This window comes from Streptomyces sp. NPDC047315 (assembly GCF_040643215.1).
Classification (GTDB): domain Bacteria; phylum Actinomycetota; class Actinomycetes; order Streptomycetales; family Streptomycetaceae; genus Streptomyces.
Genome location: NZ_JBEYTZ010000070.1, coordinates 1 through 17725 on the forward strand (window position 1 = coordinate 1; position 17725 = coordinate 17725).

Genomic DNA, 17725 nt, shown 5'->3' on the forward strand with positions numbered 1-17725 from the left:
GCTGTCGAGGCGGCCGGGCACCGGGCCCGCACCATCGACGTCGACTACGCGTCCCACGGCCCCCAGGTCGACCAGATCACCGACGAACTCCACCGACTCCTCGCCGGGATCCAACCGGCCACGACCGACGTCGCCTTCTACTCCACCGTCACCGCCGGACCCGTCGACACCACGGAACTCGACACCCACTACTGGGTCACCAACCTCCGCGAACAGGTCCGCTTCTCCGACACCGTCCAAGCCCTCCTGACCGACGGACACCGGCTGTTCATCGAAGCCAGCCCGCACCCAGGGCTGGCCGTCGGCCTCCAGGAGACGTTCGAACAGACCGGGGTGGCCGCCGTCGCCGTGCCCACGCTGCGCCGCGGCGAAGGCGGCCGGGCCCAGCTCGTACGGGCATTGGGTCGGGCGTTCGTCGCCGGCGCCCCGGTGGACTGGTCGACCTGGTTCCCTGCGGCGTCCCGGCACACCGTCGACCTCCCCACGTACGCCTTCCAACGCCAGCGCTACTGGCTGACGCCCGGCGGTGACGCAGGGGACGTGGCGGCGGCCGGGCTGCGGCCGGTCGAGCACGCGCTGCTGTCCGCCGCGTTGTCACGGCCGGACGGCGAGGTCGTACTGACCGGCCGGCTGTCCTCCCGTACGCACCCGTGGTCGTCCGGCCACTTGGTCGGCACCGCGCTGGTGCCGGACGCCGCCTTGGTGGAATGGGCGCTGCGGGCCGCGGACGAGAGCGGCTGCGCGGTCGTCGAGGAGCTGGAACGGCACCGGCCGCTGGCGCTGCCCGCGTCCGGCGACGTACGGGTGCAGGTGTCGGTGGCCGCCGCCGACGCGTCGGGGCGCCGCGCCGTGCGGATCCACTGCCGTGCCGACGACGGCGCGCCGGACGGCGGGGGACCCGGCTGGGTGCACCACGCCTCCGCCGTCGTCGGCCCGGCCGCCGAAGGCACACCGCTCGCGGACCCCGGCCCGTGGCCGCCGCCGGATGCCCGGCCGGTCGACGTCGACGACTGGTACGCGGCCAGCGCTGGGCGCGGCCAGGAGTACGGGCCCGTCTCCCGGGGCGTCCGGGCCATGTGGCGGGCGGGCGCTGACCTGCTGGCCGAAGTCGAGTTGCCCGACGCCGCCGACGGGGCGCCCGGTGCGTTCGGCATCCACCCCGCGCTGTTGGACGCCGCACTCCATCCGGCGCTGCCCGAAGACGACTCCCCCGCCGGCGACCGCGTGTGGCTGCCGCACACCTGGCGTCAGGTGGCGCTGTGGGCCGGGGAGGCGACGACGCTACGCGTACGTCTCACCCCGCTCCAGGACGAAGACGACGCCGGGGACGGGGCCCGAGCCGTGCGGGTGCTGGTGGCCGACGGCGTCGGCGCCCCGGTCCTCACCGCCGCGTCGATGACGCTGGGCCCGGTGGAGACCGAGCCGTACCGGGTGCGGGAGGCGTCCGCGCCCGTACGACCCAGGGCGCCGGCCGCCGTCCGGCGCGGTGCGGCCGGCCGGCAGGTGCAGAACTGGGCCGAGCAAGCCGCCGCGCTGCCGCCGCAGGAGCGGCAGGAAGCGGCGCTGGAGCTGGTCCTCGCCCAGGCGGCGGCGGTCCTCGGCCGCACCGACCCCGATCGCATCCCGACGGAACGCGGCTTCCTGGAGCTGGGGTTCGACTCGCTCACCGCGCTGGAGCTGCGGAACCGGCTCGCGGAAGCAGCCGGGCTGCAACTGCCCGCGACCGTGGTCTTCGACCACCCCAACGCCACCGACCTGGCCCGCCACCTGTGCGATGCGCTCGCTCCGCCCGCCCGCAGCGGCGCTCGGACGCTGTCCGCGGCGCTGGAGGAGCTGTCGGTGCTGACGGACGCGATGGTGCCGCTGGCCCGGGACCCGGCCGCCGCGGCGGAGCTGCGCCGGCGCTTGCGCACGGCGTCCGACCGCCTGGCGACCCGCGCCACCCGTGGCGCCCCGGGTGCCGCAGGGGCCGACGGCCCCGACGCGCCGTCGTCGGCTGCGGCACCGGACCTGACATCGGGGCTCGTGACGCGGATCGACACCGCCCCGGCCGGCGAGATCTTCGAGTTCATCGACGGGGTGCTCGGCCGCAAGGGCGGTCCACGACAGCTGACGGACGCAGACAGTGGAGGCACACAGTGATCGACGAACGCAGGCGCAAGAAGCTGATCCTGGAGCACAGCCAGCGGGTGAACGCCGGGGACGTGGACAAGCTCCTGGAGCTGTACGCGCAGGACGTCGTCTTCGAGGACCCGGTCGGCGGCGGTGTGCACAGCGGCCGGGAGGCGCTGCGGGAGCACTTCGCACAGAGCCTGGCGGCGAACCTCCAGGAGACGCCGGGCGAGCCGTCCGCCGGGCAGGACGGCGTCCACGTCCTGATGCCCGTCAGCGCCGTCATGGACTACCTGCCCAAGGGCCCGGCCTTCGCCGAACGCGGCTGGCTGACGGCCCCCGACGACCCGACGGGCAAGCGTCTGGCCCTCGACTACGTCGTACTGCTCAAGACCGGCAGGGACGGGTTGATCCAGGAGATGAAGGCGTTCTGGGGCCGCTCCGACATCGCCGTCACCGGCTGACTCCCCCTGACGCCACCAACCACCCTGCGAGCTGGGAGAGATCATGCCCGACGAGGCAACCCGCAAGGACCTGGCGACGGAGTACGCCCTGCGCATGAACGCCGGGGACGTCGACGCGGTCCTCGAACTGTTCTCGGACGACGTGCGGTTCGAGGACCCGGTCGGCACCCCGGCCCTGGTGGGCAAGGGCGACCTGCGGCGGCGCATCGCCTGGTCCATGAAGTGCGACGTGCACGAGGAGCCGGGCCGTCCGGTGACCTCCATGGACGGCCGGTGGGTCGTCGTGCCCACCACCGTCACGGTGTACATCCCGACGAAGCTGACCTTCCACATCATCGGTGTGATGGAGGTCGGCGACGACGGGTTGAGCAACCACGTGCAGGCGTTCTGGGGAGTGACCGACACCCATGTGGGCGACGGCCCCCAGCCGACCGGCGTGGCCCACTTCATGGCCGTCACCGAGGCCCTCACGCGGATGGGCGACCTCGCGAAAGAGCAAGCCGGCCCCGCTTGAGCAGCGCCGGCCTTCATCTGTGTCCTGGAGGGACGGAACGTGACTGGACCCGTACACGCAATCGTGCTCGGCGGGAGCTGGGCCGGGATGCTGGCGGCCCATGTGCTGGCCCGGCACCTGGAGACCGTCACCGTGGTGGAGCGCGACGCGCTGCCCGACGGCCCCCACCACCGGCGCGGCACGCCGCAGGCCCGGCACGGCCACATCCTGTGGTCGGGCGGCGCCCGCATCGTCGAGGACCTGCTGCCGGGCACGCACGACCAACTGCTGGCGGCCGGGGCGCGGCGGCTCCGCTTCCACGAGGACCTGGTGACGCTGACCTCGCACGGCTGGCAGCACCGGTTCCCGCCCCGGCAGTACGGGCTGATGTGCACCCGTCCGCTGCTGGACTGGACGCTGCGGCGGCGGATCCTTTCGGGCGGCCGGATCACACTGCGCCAGCGCACCGAGGCCGTGGAGCTGACCGGTGACGCACGGCGGATCACCGGGGTGCGGGTGCGCGACACCGAGAGCGGTGCGTACGAGGTGTTGGAGGCGGACCTGGTCGTGGACTGCGCGGGGCGCGGTTCGCGGCTGCGGCGCTGGCTGACGGCGCTGGGACTGCCGCCGGTGGAGGAGGACGTCGTCGACGTCGGCATGGCGTACGCGAGTCGGCTGTACCGGGCGCCGGAGGGGGCGACGGCGCTGTTCCCGGCGGTGAACGTGGCCGCCGACCACCGGGAGCGCAAGCCGGGCCGGTTCGGTGTGGTGTATCCGCAGGAGGACGACCAGTGGATGGTCACGCTGTCGTGCACCCGCGGTGGGGAACTGCCCACCCGTGAGGAGGACTTCCTGCCGTACGCGCGTTCGCTGCGGGACCCTCTGGTGGCCGATCTGATCAGTCAGGTGGAGCCGCTGACTCCGGTCGTCGCCTCGCACCTGGGCATCAATCGGCGCCTGTATCCGGAGCGGTTGGAGCGCTGGCCGGACGGGTTGGTGGTGCTCGGTGACTCGCTGGCGGTGTTCAACCCGATTTACGGGCACGGCATGAGCTCGGCCGCGCGCGGCGCCGAGGCGTTGGACCGGGCGCTGGGCGGGTCGTTCGGACCCGGGGCGGCGCACCGTGCGCAGCGGGAGATCAGCGCCGGCGCGGACGATCCGTGGATCATGGCGGCGTCGAAGGACATCGCGTTCGTCAACTGCCGCAACCAGGCGAAGGATCCGCGACTGACGGGGGGTGCGGCGGCCCGGCAGCACTATTCGGACATGGTCGCGGGCCGCTCCATCCGCTCTCCGGAGGTGTGCGACGTGGTCACGGACGTGATGGCGATGACGGCGCCGCAGTCGGAGCTGGGGTCCAGCGAGTTCATGGCGCTGATGCACCGCGACAAGATGCGGCCGGACCTCACCGAGCCGCCGTTGACGCAGGAGGAGATGGATCTGGTGGGCCTCAAGCCGCGGCATTAGGGCCCGTCTCACCACTGCCGCTGCCAGGACGAGAAGGGCCGTTTCCGCATGACTGACGACGTCACCGACGACAAGCTGCTGGACTATCTGCGGTGGACCACGGCCGAACTGGCGGGTGCCCGGCAGCGGCTCCGCGAGGTGGAGGCCGAGGCCCGGGGCGAGCGGCACGAGCCGATCGCGATCATCGGGATGGGCTGCCGCTTCCCGGGCGGCGTCCGCTCGCCCGACCAGCTGTGGGAGCTGGTCGCCGAAGGGCGGGACGCCGTGTCCGGCTTCCCCGTCGACCGCGGCTGGGACACGGCGCGCCTCTTCCACCCCGACCCCGAGCACCGCGGGACGTCGTACGTGCGCGAGGGCGGATTCCTGCACGACGCGGCCGACTTCGACGCCGGGTTCTTCGGGATGGGCGCCGAGGAGGCGGTGGCGGTGGAGCCGCAGCAGCGGCTGCTGTTGGAGACGGCGTGGGAGGCGGTGGAGAGCGCGGGCATCGACCCGCGGTCCCTGCGGGGCAGCGCCACCGGCGTGTACGCGGGGGTGTCGTACCACGACTACGCGGCCCGGCTGCAGCGGGTGCCGCTGGAGCTCATGGACCACGTGGGGAACGGGAACGCGGCGAGCGTGGCTTCCGGTCGGGTGTCGTACGTCCTCGGTCTCACCGGGCCCGCGGTGTCTCTGGACACGGCGTGTTCGTCGTCGCTGACGGCGATGCACCTGGCGGTGCGGGCGCTGCGGCGCGGCGAGTGTTCGTTGGCGCTGGCGGGCGGCTCGGCGGTGATGTACGCGCCGAACACGTTCCTGCTCTCGGCGCACCAGCGGCAGTTGTCGCCGGGCGCCCGGTGCAAGCCGTTCGCGGCGGGCGCCGACGGCATGGTGTGGGGCGAGGGCGCGGGGCTGCTGCTGTTGGAGCGGCTGTCGGACGCGCTCGCGGGCGGTCGTCGGGTGCTGGCGGTGCTGCGCGGTACGGCGGTGAACCAGGACGGCGCGAGCACGGGCCTGGCCGCGCCGAGCGGCCCGGGCCGGCAGCGGCTGTTCCAGGAGGCGCTGGCGGACGCCCGGCTGTCCGCCGCCGACGTGGACGTGTTGGAGGCGCACGGCACCGGCACCGCGGTCGGCGACGCGATCGAGGCGCAGGCGGTGCTGACCGCGTACGGCAAGGGGCGGCCGGCGGACCGTCCGCTGTGGCTGGGGTCGATCAAGCCGAACATCGGGCACGCGCAGGCCGCGGCCGGGGTGGCGGGCGTCATCAAGGTGGTGCAGGCGCTGCGGCACGAGACGGTGCCGCCGACGCCGAACGTCGACCGGCCGACGCCACTGGTGCTGTGGAAGTCCGGTGCGGTGCAGCTGGCCACCGAGGCGGTGGCGTGGCCGCGGGGCGATCGGCCGCGGCGCGCCGCGGTGTCGGCCTTCGGGATCTCCGGCACGAACGCGCACGTGATCGTGGAGGAGGCGCCGGCTGCTGCGCGGGAGGCGGGCGCGGCGCCGCGGGTGGGCGGGGCGGTGGCGTGGCCGGTGTCCGGCCGGGGCGGCGACGCTCTGCGCGCTCAGGCCGCGGCGCTGGCCGCGCACCTGGCAGCCGGCCCGGATCGGGCCCCGGTGGACGTGGCGTGGTCGTTGGCGGCGTGCCGGTCGGTGTTCGAGGACCGGGCGGTGGTCGTCGGCGAGGAGTACGGGGAACTGGTCGCCGCCGTGGGGGCGCTGGCGGCGGACGAGGCGTCGGCGTCGTTGTCGGTGGTCACGGCGGCGGACGGGGTGTCCGGCGCGGGCCGTCCGGTGTTCGTCTTCGGCAGCGCGGACGAGCCGTACCCGGGGGTCGGTGCGGTGCTGTACGAGCGCTTCCCGGCGTTCGCCGCCGCGTTCGACGAGGTGTGCGCGGGCTTCGACGCGCGGCGGGACGTTCCGCTGCGGACGGCCGCGTTCACGGCGCCCGCCGACCGCCCGGACGGGCCGCTCGACGACGGTGCCGCGCTGGTGGCGTGGCACGTGGCCCTGGCGCGGCTGCTGGAGTCGGTCGGAGTGCGGCCGGGAGCCCTTGTGGGGTACGGCGTGGGCGAGGTCTCCGCCGCGTACGTCGCCGGGGTGCTCGACCTCGCCGACGTGCACCGGCTGGTCGGGGCGTGCGCCGCGCCCGACGAGGTCGTCGCAGGGCTGACCGGTCTGACGGGCCGCAAGCCGCGGACGCCGGTGTACGCGCCGCGCCGCGAGGGCCCCGTCGGTGAGGAGATCGGCACCGCCGACTACTGGATCGAGTACCTGCGGGAGCCGCCCGCGGTCGGGTGCCCCGCCGTGGCGGGTGACGTACGGCTGGACCTCTCCCCGCGGCCCCGTTCCGCGCCCGCCTCAGAGCCGGTGGTGTTGTCGCTGGTCGATGCCGCCGTCCGCGAGGACCGGGCGCTGCTCGGCGCCCTGGCGCGGCTGCACGTGGGCGGCACGGCCGTCGAGTGGGCCGCGCTGTACGAGCAGGGCGCGCGGCCCCGTGCCGTACCCCTGCCGACGTACGCGTTCCAGCGCCGCCGCTACTGGCTGGACGCCGAAGCGGCGCCGACTTCGAACGGTGCGCGCCGGCGGCCGTACCGCATGGTGTGGCGTCCCCTGACCGAGTTCACCGCACCCCGGTTGGACGGCACCTGGCTGGTGGTGACGGCCGATTCCACGGCCGACGCCTCGGTCGTGGCGGCCCTGCGGGCGCACGGCGCCGACGTCGTCGAACTGGTCGTTCCAGAAGGTGACGGGCAGGATCTGGTGCACCGGATACAGGCGGCGACCGACGGCCGGCGCTGGGCGGGCGTGTTGTCGTTGCTCGCTGCCGACGCGGCGACGGGGCCCGCGGACGCCGGACCGCACCCGGCGCTCAGCCCGACCGTCACGCTGGTGGAGGCGGTGGCCCGGCTCGCGGACACCCCACCGGTGTGGTTGGCCACGCGTCGAGCGGTCGGCGTCGACCGCTGGGACCCGGTGTCCCGTCCCGAGCAGGCTCAGCTCTGGGCGGTCGGCGGGGCCCTGGCGACCGAGCATCCCGCCTGCTGGGGCGGTCTGGTGGATCTGCCCGACGTGCTCGACGCACGCACCGGGCGCCGGCTGGCCGCGGTGCTCAGCGGCTCGTACGACGAGGGCGAGGTGGCCGTGCGCACCGACGGCACCTTCGTCCGGCGCCTGGTGCCGGGCGGCGACGCGGAGCCGGAGGCCGCTGCCGGCTGGACACCGCACGGTACGACACTGATCACCTGCGCCGACGGCGAGTTGGCGGCGCATCTGGCCCGCCTTCTCGCGGACCGCGGCGCCGAGCGACTGCTGCTGGCCGGCACGCCCCCGCGCGAGCTGGTGGCCGAGCTGACCGCGCGGGGCACGGCCGTGGGCACGACGGACGTGGACCTGTCCGGCGCCGACGCGCTGGCCGCGCTGGTGGCCGCCTTGCCGTCGGAGCATCCGCTGACCGCGGCCGTCCTCCTCGCGCCCGCACTCGACCACGGTCCGGGCCCGGTGGACGCCGGGCGGATCGCCCGCGAGTGGCCGGGCGCCGTGGCCGTCGCGTCGACCGTGTGCGAGTTCGCCGCGCAGCAGCCGCTGTCGGCCCTGGTGGTGTGCTCGTCGGTGGCCGGTGTGCTGCCCGTGCCGGGGCTCGGCAACCAGGCCGCCGCACACGCTCACCTGTACGCCCTGGCCCAGGTGCACCGGGCCCGGGGACTGCCGGTGGCGGCGGTGTGCTGGGGGCCGGTCGACGGTGCGCAGGCCGTCGGGGACACGGAGAAGCAGCTGCGGAGCAACGGTGTGGACGCGCTGTCGCCCGCGGAGGCGACGGCGCACCTGAGCGAGGTGCTGGACCGCCCCGCCCCGTCCGCCGTACTGGCCGACTTCACCGACGAGCGGCCCCTTTGACGGGTGCGCGACCGTTTGGCGGGCCTTAAGAACGGCCTCCCACAATGAGCGGGCGATCACGCGCGGCGCCCCCGAGGAACCCCGTACCACCGGTCTTCCCACCCCATCTCGCCCAAGAACCCCATCTCGCCAAGAAGGAGGGCACGTCATGGCGATCGCCCACGGGACCCACAGCTATGTGCCGGATGCTCCTCGGCTGGTCAAGAACCCGTTCGGCGGCGCCCCGGTCTGGAAGCTGACGCGCTACGACGACGTGTCGGCGATGCTCGTCGACCGACGGTTCGTGACGAACTCCCACGCGCTGCCGGGCGGTTCGGACTTCTACGCCGAGATGCTGGTGCAGCTGGGGATATCCGAGGACGTCCTGCCGTATCTGACCGGGAACCTGGCGCACGTCGGCCCCGAGGACCACGCACGGCTGCGGAAGCTCGTCTCGCGGGCGTTCACGGCCCGGCGGGTGGCGAAGCTGCGCCCGCAGGTCCAGAAGATCACCCACGAGCTCTTGGACGCGCTGCCGGACCGCGCCGTCGACGGCACCGCGGATCTGATCGAGCACTTCGCCTACCCGCTGTCGATCACGGTGATCTGTGACCTGTTGGGCGTGCCCGTCGAGGACCGGCCGCTGTGGCGGGGGTGGAGCGAGGACACCGCCAGCATGGATCCGAAGCGGATGAACACCATGCTCGTCGACATGGGCGCATACGTGGCCGAGCTGGCCGGGCACCGGCTCGCGAACCCGTCCAACGACCTGATCAGCGCGCTGGTGCAGGTCAACGACGAGGACAGCGGCCGGCTATCGGACACCGAACTGATCACCATGGTGCTGACGTTGATGGTCGCCGGGCACGAGACCACCACGCACTTCATCGGCAACGGCATCGTCGCCCTGCTCACCCACCCCGACCAGTTGGCGCGGCTGCGTGCGGACCCGGAGCTGATGCCCGACGCGGTGCAGGAACTGCTGCGCTGGTGCAGCCCCATCGTGGTGACCCAGCAGCGCTTCGCGTCCGAGGACATCACCATCGGCGGTGCGCTGATCCGCCGCGGCGAGCGCGTGCAGGCCGTGCTGAGCGCGGCCAACCACGACCCCGACCGCTACGCGAACCCCGAGGTGCTGGACATCACCCGGCGCCCCGAGAACGCCGGCCACCCCCACCTCGCGTACTCGCACGGCGCCTACTACTGCCTCGGTGCGCCCCTGGCCAACCAGGAGGCCGAGGCCGCCTTCGCGGCCGTGTTCGACCGGTTCCCGGAGCTGGCGCTCGCCGTCCCGCAGGAGCGCCTGCAGTGGCGGCCCCAGGAGGACGCCCACCAGCTCGTCGAACTGCCGGTACGGCTCGGGCCCGCCCGAGCCGCCGAAGCACCCTGACTCCCGCGCCGCGGTTCTCCGACGATTCCGGTTGCCGCGCCGCCCCGTCCCGACACTGCTAGGAGTGAAACGTGAGCAAGAGCATTCCCTCCCCCAAGAAGCGGTCCATGGCCGTACGCATCGGCGGAGCCCTCGTCGCCCTGGTGACGCCCACGGTGCTGCTGGTCGCTTCGCCGGTGAACGCGGAGCCCGACGCGGCCGAGGGCAAGGGCGACGAGGCGGTGTTGCCGGCGCCGCCGCAGATGAAGGCCCTCGAACCGCTCCTCGGCAAGTGGAAGTGCGTCCTGACCAACCCGCCGCCGCCGGTCGGCGGGCCGCAGACGGTGAGCTACGTGACCACCCGCAAGGCACTGGACGGCCACTACCTGTACAGCGACGTCACGCTCCAGCCCGGTGACCTGGTGGGCCGGCAGATCTTCGGCTGGAACCCGATCAGCCACAAGTACACCCGGTACAGCTACGACAACTGGGGCACGTCCGACTACACGGTGGCCGGCGCTCCGGACAAGAACGGCAAGATCTCCTTCGTGGGCTCCGGGCACGAGGTGATGGTGCCGAGCCCCACCGGCAAGGCCCAGGGCTTCGCGATGACGATGGTGGACAACTACACCTTCGTCCGTCCCGGCTACCGAGTGGTGAGCACGGTCGTCACCTCCGCGGACGGCAACACGGTCGACTGGGGCGGCAACTGCACCCGCATCTCCAAGTGATCCGCACCGTGTCGCCCCGCTAGAGGGGGCACACCGGGGGAAAGGTCCTGACCGCGGTCAGGACCTTTCGCCGTGGACGCCGCACCTCACTCGCTGCCGGCGTGGTTCCCCGCTCGCCGGTCGCGCCCGTTCAGGCCCCGTCGGCGGTGCGGTGGAGGGCCGTCAGCCGCTCCAGCTCGGGCACCAGGTCGTTCGGGGTGCGCTGGGCCATCATCTGCCGGCGCATCCGCTCGGCGCCCTCGCGGTAGGACGGGTCTTCCAGGAGCTGCACCAGCGCCTCGCGCACCCGCTGCCCGTCGACGTCCCCGGGGCGGATCGGAATCCCGATCCGGTGCTCCTCGATCAGGGTGTTCTTGGCGACGGCGTCGGGCGTGCTGCAGATCAGCAGCTGCGGGATCGCGTTCAGCAGACCGCTGTTGAAGCTTCCGGGGCCGCCGTGGTTCACCAGCACGGCGCAGCTCGACACGATGGCCTGCATCGGCACGAACTCGACCACCCGGGTGTTGTCGGGGATCCGGTCGAGTTCGTCGCGGAGTTCGTCCGAGAGCGTGAGCACGAGTTCGATGTCGAGGTCGGCGACCGCGTCGAGGACGTCCTGCACCTGGTCGACGGTGATGGCGTGGTCCTCGGGCAGTTCGCGCGCGGTGATCCCGAACGTCATCAGTACCCGGGGTGCGGTGGGCGGGTCGGCGACCCAGTCGGGCACCACCGCCGGCCCGTTGTAGGGCACGTACCGCACTGACACCGACAGGTCGTCGGGCTCCAGCCGCAGGGACTCCGGCAGTTGGTCGACGGTGAACTGACCGTTGACGAGGTCCTCCGAGTACGTACAGCCGTACTTCTCGGCCCAGGCCGCGTACCAGTCCCGGCACCCGTCGGTCCGGTCCTCCACGGGCTGCTGTTCCTGGGCGGCCAGGAAGTCGTTCCGCAGCCGGCCGCTGACGTCCAGGGAGAACAGGACGCGGCCGTGGGCCGCCCCGGTCGCCTTCGCCGCGATCGCACCGGCGTTGCTCACCGCGTCCCACAGCACCAGGTCCGGCTGCCAGGAACGGCAGTGGGTGACGAGGTCGTCGACCATGGTGTCGTTGATGAACTGGAGTCGCGGGACCACTACGTTCTCGTCGAGCCAGCGCAGCTCCGGCCAGCCGATCTTCCGGCGGCCCGCCCCGATCTCGAAGAGGGAGTCGACGGGGCCGGGCGGTCCCTGCTTCGCCGGTACGGTCCCCTCCTCGGCGGTGCGTCCCCGCTCCTGGGGGGTCAGGGGCGAGCCCACCGTGACCGCCGTGAGGCCGGCCCGGGTGATGGCGTCCGCGAGCGGCGGCTCGCTCGCCACCCGCACCTCGTGCCCGGCCGTCTGCAACGCCCACGCCAGGGGCACGAAGTTGTAGAGATGCGTCTTCCAGGGGAACGTCACGAAGAGCACGCGCACGTCACCCACCTCCTACCGATGAGTCCGGAGCCGCCCACCACGGACCGGTGGTCCGGTGGTGGCCCGGTGGTGATCCGGCGTGCCGTCCCGGCACGCGCACACCCGGGCCACCCATGGTCGTGGGGGCCGGTAATTCCTCACTAAAGCCCTGGGCAGCCGTTTGGGCCGCCTTTAGAGCCGTCTCCCACGATGGGGCACGCGCAGAAAAGTCATGCTTCCCGGCCATCACGACACGACAGGACAGGGTGTTATGCAGCAGCCAGAAGTCACCGAGGGCAACGGCCAGACCGCTCTGGACGCCGACGCACTTCAGCGCAAGATCGCCGCCGCCGGGGCGGAGGAGCGCGAGGGAATCTTCCGGGAGGCGGTCCGCTCCCAGGCTGCCGACATCCTCGACCACACGACGATCGAAGACGACAGCAACTTCCTGGAGCAGGGGATCACCTCCCTCAAGGCGTTGGAGCTGACCCGGAACCTGATGTCGCTCACCGACGTCGAGATCCCCCTCGTCGCCATCATCGAGCACCCCAGCCCCGCCGAACTGGCCACGTACATCAACGAGGCGTACGCCGCCCAGCACGGATAGCCGGCCGGCTCGACGCGCGCCCCATCCACTCACCTCACACCCCCGGGCGGTCGACCATGAACGACACACAGTTCGCCAAGAAGTCGCTGGAGGGCCGGGTGCGCTCCTTCTACGAGAACATCAACCGCGGGCGCGGCACTGACCTCTTCTCGGCGCTGCTGGGTTACGAGAGCCTGTACGTCAACCTCGGCTACTGGACGCCCGGCTGCACCACCCAGGACGAGGCGTGCGAGGCGATGGCCGAGGAGGTCGCCGAGCGCGCCGGCATCACCGAGGGCGACCAGGTGCTGGACGCCGGCTGCGGATACGGCGGCCCGGCCATCCACTGGGCGCGCACCCGCCGGCCGGAGCGCATCGTCGCGCTGAACGTCACCCCCAGCCAGGTCGCCGTCGCCCAGCAGGGCGTCGCCGAGCTGGGGCTGGACAAGGTGATCGACCTGCGGTTGGCCTCCGCGACGTCCATGCCGTTCCCCGACGGGTCGTTCGACCGGGTGGTGGCGCTGGAGTCGTCGGTGCACTTCCACACCCGTCAGGGGTTCATCGAGGAGGCCCTGCGCATCCTGCGCCCCGGCGGCACCCTGACCACGGCCGACCCGGTGCCGCGGGAGGGCATGAAGACCAATGCGGGCGGCATCATGGGCCGGCTGGACGACTGGCGCCGCAAGAAGGTCATCCCGGACGTGAACTGGTACCCGCCGAGCGTCCACGCCGAACGGCTCAAGCGGGCCGGGTTCGTGAACGTCGCGGTGGAGGACGTCACGGACCGGGTGATGGAGCCGAACGCCGCGTATGTGCGCGAGCGGTGCGCGACCCTGCTGAAGGACCCGCGGTTCACCAGGTTCAAGGACCGCAGCGTCATCAAGCTGCACCTGAAGCTCACCGAACTGCGCCTGGCCACCCGCGGCTACGTCCTCTCGACGGCGCAGAAGCCCTCGATCTCCTGAGCCGGAGGCCACGCCCATGAACCTGCGCGTTCCGGTGAGCGGGGACACGTCGCTGCACGTCCGGCACTGGCCGGGCACCGCCCGCGCCTTCTTGCTCGTGCACGGGCTCGACTCGAACGCCCGGTTGTGGTCGCTGGCCGCGCGGCGGCTGGCCGAGTCCGGGCACGCCGTGTACGCCGTCGACATGCGCGGGCACGGCGAGTCCGACGTGCCGGAGACCGGCTACGACATCGCCACGGCCGCCGCCGACCTGGCCGCGGTCGCCGCCGGTCTGGACCTTGCCGACGCGGTGGTCGCCGGTCACTCCTGGGGGGCGCACGTCGCCCTGCGGCTGGCGGCCGAGCGCCCCGATCTGGTGGCCGCGCTGGCGCTGGTGGAGGGGGGCTGGGTCGAGCCGGCCGCGATCCACGGTGAGTGGGAGCAGTTCGCGGCCATCCTCGACTCGCCGCTCTCCCTCGCGGGCCGGGAGTTGGGCAAGGACGGCATCGAGGGGATGCGGGCCTTCCTCCGGACGCTGCATCCGGACTGGCACGAGGAGGCCGTCGAGGCGTCGCTGCTCTCGTTGCAGATCGGCCCGGACGGCTCGCTGACCCCGCGGCTGTCCAGGGCCCAGCGGACCGCCCTCATCCGCAGCATCTGGGACGACACCCCGGGGCGCTGGTTCCCCGCGATCGCCATGCCCGTCATGCTGCTGGCCGCCCACCCCCGCGAATTGGCGCGGTGGCCCCCGAGCATCCGTACGATCGTGGAGCGCAACCGGCAGTCGGTGCACACGGCCGCGAAGTCCCTGCCGCACGCGCAGGTGCGGGAGTACTTCGACTCCGACCACGACCTGCACGCACAGCGGCCGGACGAGGTCGCCAAGGACCTGCTCAGGCTGGCGAACCTGGTTTGACCACGCGTTGGGGCCCGGCCCGGGAGGTTTCTCCCGGGCCGGGCCCCTTTTCGCGGTCAGGCGCCGAACTCGCGGTCCACGAGCGCGAACATCTCGGCGGCGGTGGCGGCCGTCAGGTCGTCGTCCCCGTCGGCGCCCTCCTCGTCGCGTGCGGCCGGCGCCTCGTGCTTCCACAGGACGCTCCGCAGCCGGTTCAGCAGGGCGGCGCGGCGGGGGTCGTCGGCGGGCAGCGCGTCGAGTGCGCCTTCCACGGCGTCGAGGTGTCCGTCCGCGGTGTCGTCGGCCACCTCGTCGCGCAGGACCTCCCCCAGCAGGTGGGCCGTCAGGGCTCCGGGCGTGGGGTGGTCGAAGGCCGCCGTCGCGGACAGGCTGACGCCCGTGCCGGCGCGCAGCCGGTTCCGCAGGTCGACGGCGGCGATGGAGTCGAAGCCGAGCTCCTTGAACGGTCGGTCGACACCGACTTGTTCGGGCGACCGGTAGCGCAGTACGGCCGCGGCCTGGGTGCGGACCACGGTCAGCAGTCGGGCCTCACGGTCGGCGGCGGGCAGGGCCGCCAGTTCCTTGCGGAGCGCGGCCCCGACGTCGTCGCTGCTCCCTTCGCCGTCCTGCGGTGCGCTGCCGGCGCCGTGCGCCGCGGGGACGGCGTCGAACAGCCGGCTCTTCCTGGCCAGCGTGAACAGGGGCAGGAAGGTCGACCAGTCGACGTCGGCTACGACCGTGTCCGGCGCACCGCCCGCCAAGAGTTCTTGCAGGGCGACGACAGCGAGCCGCGGGTCGAGCGGCGCGAGGCCCTGTCGACGGGCCAGCTGCAGCGGCAGGCCGGCGGGTGCGCCCCTGTCGTCGTCGGTCAGCTCCCACAGGCCCCAGGCGTGGGAGACCGCGTCCAGGCCCGCGGCGCTGCGGTGGGCCGCGGTCGCCGCAAGACCGGCGTGGGCCGCGGCGTACGCACCGTGGTCACGGCTGCCCCAGGTGGTGGCTGCGGAGGTGAAGTGGACCGTACGCACCGGCTGTCCGCCCGCGGCGCACACGTCCGCCAGGTGCGGGGCCGCGCCGTCGCGTGCGGTGCGGACCGCCGCGGTCAGCTGCCGCGGGGTCAGCTCCGCCAACGGGGCGAGGTCGCCTGTGACGGAGGTGTGCAGCACCGTGCCGATGGGCGCGCCGGCCGCGGCGAGTTCCCCGGCCGCGGCGCCCACGCTGCGCGCGGTGTCGACGGGGTCGGCGGGGTTGCAGGCGACGACCGTCAGTTCGACGCCGGATGCGGCCAGTTCCGTACGCAGTGCCTGGCCGGCCGGTGCGTCGTCGCCGGCAACGTCCAGCAGGACGACGTGCTGCGCTCCGCCGCCCGCGAGCCACCGGGCGAGGTGGCACGCCAGGGCGCCGGTGCCTCCGGTGACGAGGACGGTGCCGGACGGGGTCCAGCCGCGCTCCGCCTTCGGGTCGGGGGCGGCCCCGGACGTCGGGGACTCGACGGGCACCGGGGCGAGCCGTCGCCCGTACGCGCCGTCGGGGCGCAGCGCGATCTGGTCCTCACCGCCGTCGCCGTAGCGGCCGAGGAGGGCGGTGCGCAGTTGCTCGGGGCGTAGTTCGTGCGGGGTGGCGGGCAGGTCGAGCAGTCCGCCCCACTGCTCGGGGTGCTCCAGCGCGGCCACCCGGCCCAGGCCCCACAGCTGGGCCTGGTGCGGGGCGTCCGGCGCGTCTGCGTCGGTGGCGGCGACGGCGCCGCGAGTGGCACACCACAGGGGCGCCGTCAGGTCGCTGTCCACCAGCGCTTGGAGGAGGGCGAGGGTAGTGCCGATGCCGGGGTTGACGTCGTCCGCGGGGTCGCCGTCGGCGAGGGCCAGCAGCGACAGCACGCCCGCAGGGCGTCCGTCAGACGGGTACGAGCGGAGGCGGGCGGCGAGGTCGAACCGGTCGGCGTCGGGACCCACGTCGAGTGTGTTGACGGAGCGCCCGCCGGCGGTCAGCGCTTCGGCGCAGGTCTCGGCCCAGGCACAGGCCCCGGCGTCGCCGCCCGCGGGGCGGACGAGGAGCCAGGGGCCGGCGGGCGGCGGCGCTTCGGCCGGTGCCGTCAGCCGGTCCCAGCGGACGCGGTAGCGCCAGGAGTCCGCGGTGGAGCGGTCGTTACGGCTCCGGCGCCAGTCGCCGAGCACGGGCAGCAGCGCGGTCAGCGCCGGGTTCGCCCCGTCGTCGGCGGCGAGGCCCAGTACCGCGGACGCGGTCTGCGCGTCCCCGCCCTCCACGGCGGACCAGAACCGCTCCTCCCCCTCGTCCGGCTCGCCGGCCGTGGCCGCAGCCAGCGGGGCCACGTCCTCCAGCCAGAAGCGCTCGCGTTGGAATGCGTAGGTGGGGAGGTCGGTGTGGGGGTGGGTGGGGTGGGTGTGGTTGGGGGTCCAGTTGATGGGGGTGGCGGTGGTGTGGGCGTGGGCGAGGGCGTGGGTGAGTTGGGTGGGTCCGCCGGCGTCGCGTCGGAGGGTGGGGATCGCGACCGCTTCGATGGCGGCGGTGTCGAAGATCTGCTCCAGGCCCAGGGTGAGGACGGGGTGGGGGCTGGCTTCGACGAACAGCCGGTGTCCGGCGTCGAGGAGGGCGTGGACGGTGTCGGAGAAGCGGACTTGCTCACGGAGGTTGCGCACCCAGTAGCCGGTGTCGAGTTCCGTGGTGTCGACGGGTCCGGCGGTGACGGTGGAGTAGAAGGCGACCGTGCTGGTGGTGGGTTCGATGCCGGCAAGGAGGTGGTGGAGTTCCTCGGTGATCTCGTCGACCTGTGGTCCGTGGGATGCGTAGTCGACGTCGATGGTGCGGGCGCGGTGCCCGGCCGCCTCCACGGCCGTGACGACGTCGGCCACGTGTTGGGGTGGTCCGGAGATGACGGTCGATGACGGCCCGTTCACCGCCGCCACCACCACACCACCACCGTCGGCCGGGAAGAACCACCCTTCAGCGTCAGCGGCGCTCAGGCCGAGGGATGCCATCGCACCACCACCCGACAAGGCGCGGAGTGCTCGGCTGCGCAGGGCGACAATGCGGGCGCCGTCCTCCAACGACAAGGCCCCCGCAACACAAGCAGCGGCGATCTCACCCTGCGAATGCCCGATCACTGCTGCGGGGGTGACGCCGTGTTCGGCCCACACGGCGGCCAGGGACACCATCACCGCCCACAGCACCGGCTGCACCACATCGACCCGCGCCAGCTCTGTTCCGTCGCCGCGTAGGACGTCGGTCAGGGACCAGTCCACATGGGGTTTCAGCGCCGCTTCACACGCGGCGATTCGTTCGGCGAACACCGGCGAGGAGTCGAGTAGTTCCACGCCCATGCCGGCCCATTGGGAACCCTGCCCGGGGAACACCAACACCGGGCCCGCGCTAGAGGCGAGGGCGGGCAG

General features: G+C 73.2%; 12 protein-coding genes. 10 read left to right on the plus strand and 2 right to left on the minus strand.

Annotated elements, in window-relative coordinates; translation table 11 throughout:
- From ABZ842_RS38040 to ABZ842_RS38070, 7 genes are all read left to right on the plus strand, one after another.
- On the plus strand, nucleotides 1-2142 hold a 2142-nt coding region (locus tag ABZ842_RS38040; protein WP_361548191.1), incomplete at its 5' end, for an acyltransferase domain-containing protein.
- On the plus strand, nucleotides 2139-2576 hold the full coding sequence (locus ABZ842_RS38045) for a nuclear transport factor 2 family protein (protein WP_361548194.1): 438 nt from the start codon (nucleotides 2139-2141) through the stop codon (nucleotides 2574-2576). The genes ABZ842_RS38040 and ABZ842_RS38045, both read left to right, overlap by 4 nt.
- A gap of 43 nt (nucleotides 2577-2619) precedes the next feature.
- A complete protein-coding gene (locus ABZ842_RS38050; protein ID WP_361548197.1) occupies nucleotides 2620-3090 on the plus strand; it encodes a nuclear transport factor 2 family protein in 471 nt (156 codons plus the stop codon).
- A gap of 39 nt (nucleotides 3091-3129) precedes the next feature.
- Nucleotides 3130-4536, plus strand: a complete 1407-nt coding sequence (locus tag ABZ842_RS38055) for an FAD-dependent monooxygenase (protein ID WP_361548200.1) — start codon at nucleotides 3130-3132, stop codon at nucleotides 4534-4536.
- 48 nt (nucleotides 4537-4584) lie between these two features.
- Nucleotides 4585-8409 carry a type I polyketide synthase gene (locus ABZ842_RS38060; protein ID WP_361548203.1) on the plus strand — a complete coding sequence of 1275 codons (3825 nt, stop codon included), beginning with the start codon at nucleotides 4585-4587 and terminating at the stop codon, nucleotides 8407-8409.
- 148 nt (nucleotides 8410-8557) lie between these two features.
- Nucleotides 8558-9778, plus strand: coding sequence for a cytochrome P450 (locus tag ABZ842_RS38065; RefSeq protein ID WP_361548206.1), 1221 nt, complete (start codon nucleotides 8558-8560; stop codon nucleotides 9776-9778).
- A gap of 71 nt (nucleotides 9779-9849) precedes the next feature.
- A complete protein-coding gene (locus tag ABZ842_RS38070) occupies nucleotides 9850-10488 on the plus strand; it encodes a DUF1579 family protein (RefSeq protein WP_361548209.1) in 639 nt (212 codons plus the stop codon).
- 130 nt (nucleotides 10489-10618) lie between these two features.
- Here the strand turns inward: ABZ842_RS38070 and ABZ842_RS38075 are convergent, their stop codons facing one another.
- The gene (locus ABZ842_RS38075) at nucleotides 10619-11917 is read right to left on the minus strand and encodes an activator-dependent family glycosyltransferase (RefSeq protein ID WP_361548213.1); all 1299 of its coding nucleotides are present in this window, start codon (nucleotides 11915-11917) and stop codon (nucleotides 10619-10621) included.
- A 250-nt stretch (nucleotides 11918-12167) separates the two neighbouring features.
- On the opposite strand from ABZ842_RS38075, the gene ABZ842_RS38080 reads away from it, so the two are divergent.
- The 3 genes from ABZ842_RS38080 to ABZ842_RS38090 are packed head-to-tail and all read left to right on the plus strand — an operon-like array spanning nucleotide 12168 to nucleotide 14342.
- Nucleotides 12168-12503, plus strand: coding sequence for an acyl carrier protein (locus ABZ842_RS38080; protein ID WP_361548216.1), 336 nt, complete (start codon nucleotides 12168-12170; stop codon nucleotides 12501-12503).
- Between the two features lie 56 nt (nucleotides 12504-12559).
- Entirely contained in the window at nucleotides 12560-13447 is an 888-nt protein-coding gene (locus ABZ842_RS38085) for a methyltransferase domain-containing protein (protein ID WP_361548219.1), read from the plus strand.
- Nucleotides 13448-13463: 16 nt separating this feature from the next.
- The gene (locus ABZ842_RS38090; protein WP_361548222.1) at nucleotides 13464-14342 is read left to right on the plus strand and encodes an alpha/beta hydrolase; all 879 of its coding nucleotides are present in this window, start codon (nucleotides 13464-13466) and stop codon (nucleotides 14340-14342) included.
- A gap of 56 nt (nucleotides 14343-14398) precedes the next feature.
- Here ABZ842_RS38090 and ABZ842_RS38095 read toward each other — a convergent pair whose 3' ends face one another.
- Nucleotides 14399-17695 carry an acyltransferase domain-containing protein gene (locus tag ABZ842_RS38095; protein ID WP_361548225.1) on the minus strand — a complete coding sequence of 1099 codons (3297 nt, stop codon included), beginning with the start codon at nucleotides 17693-17695 and terminating at the stop codon, nucleotides 14399-14401.
- Nucleotides 17696-17725 lie beyond the last annotated feature (30 nt).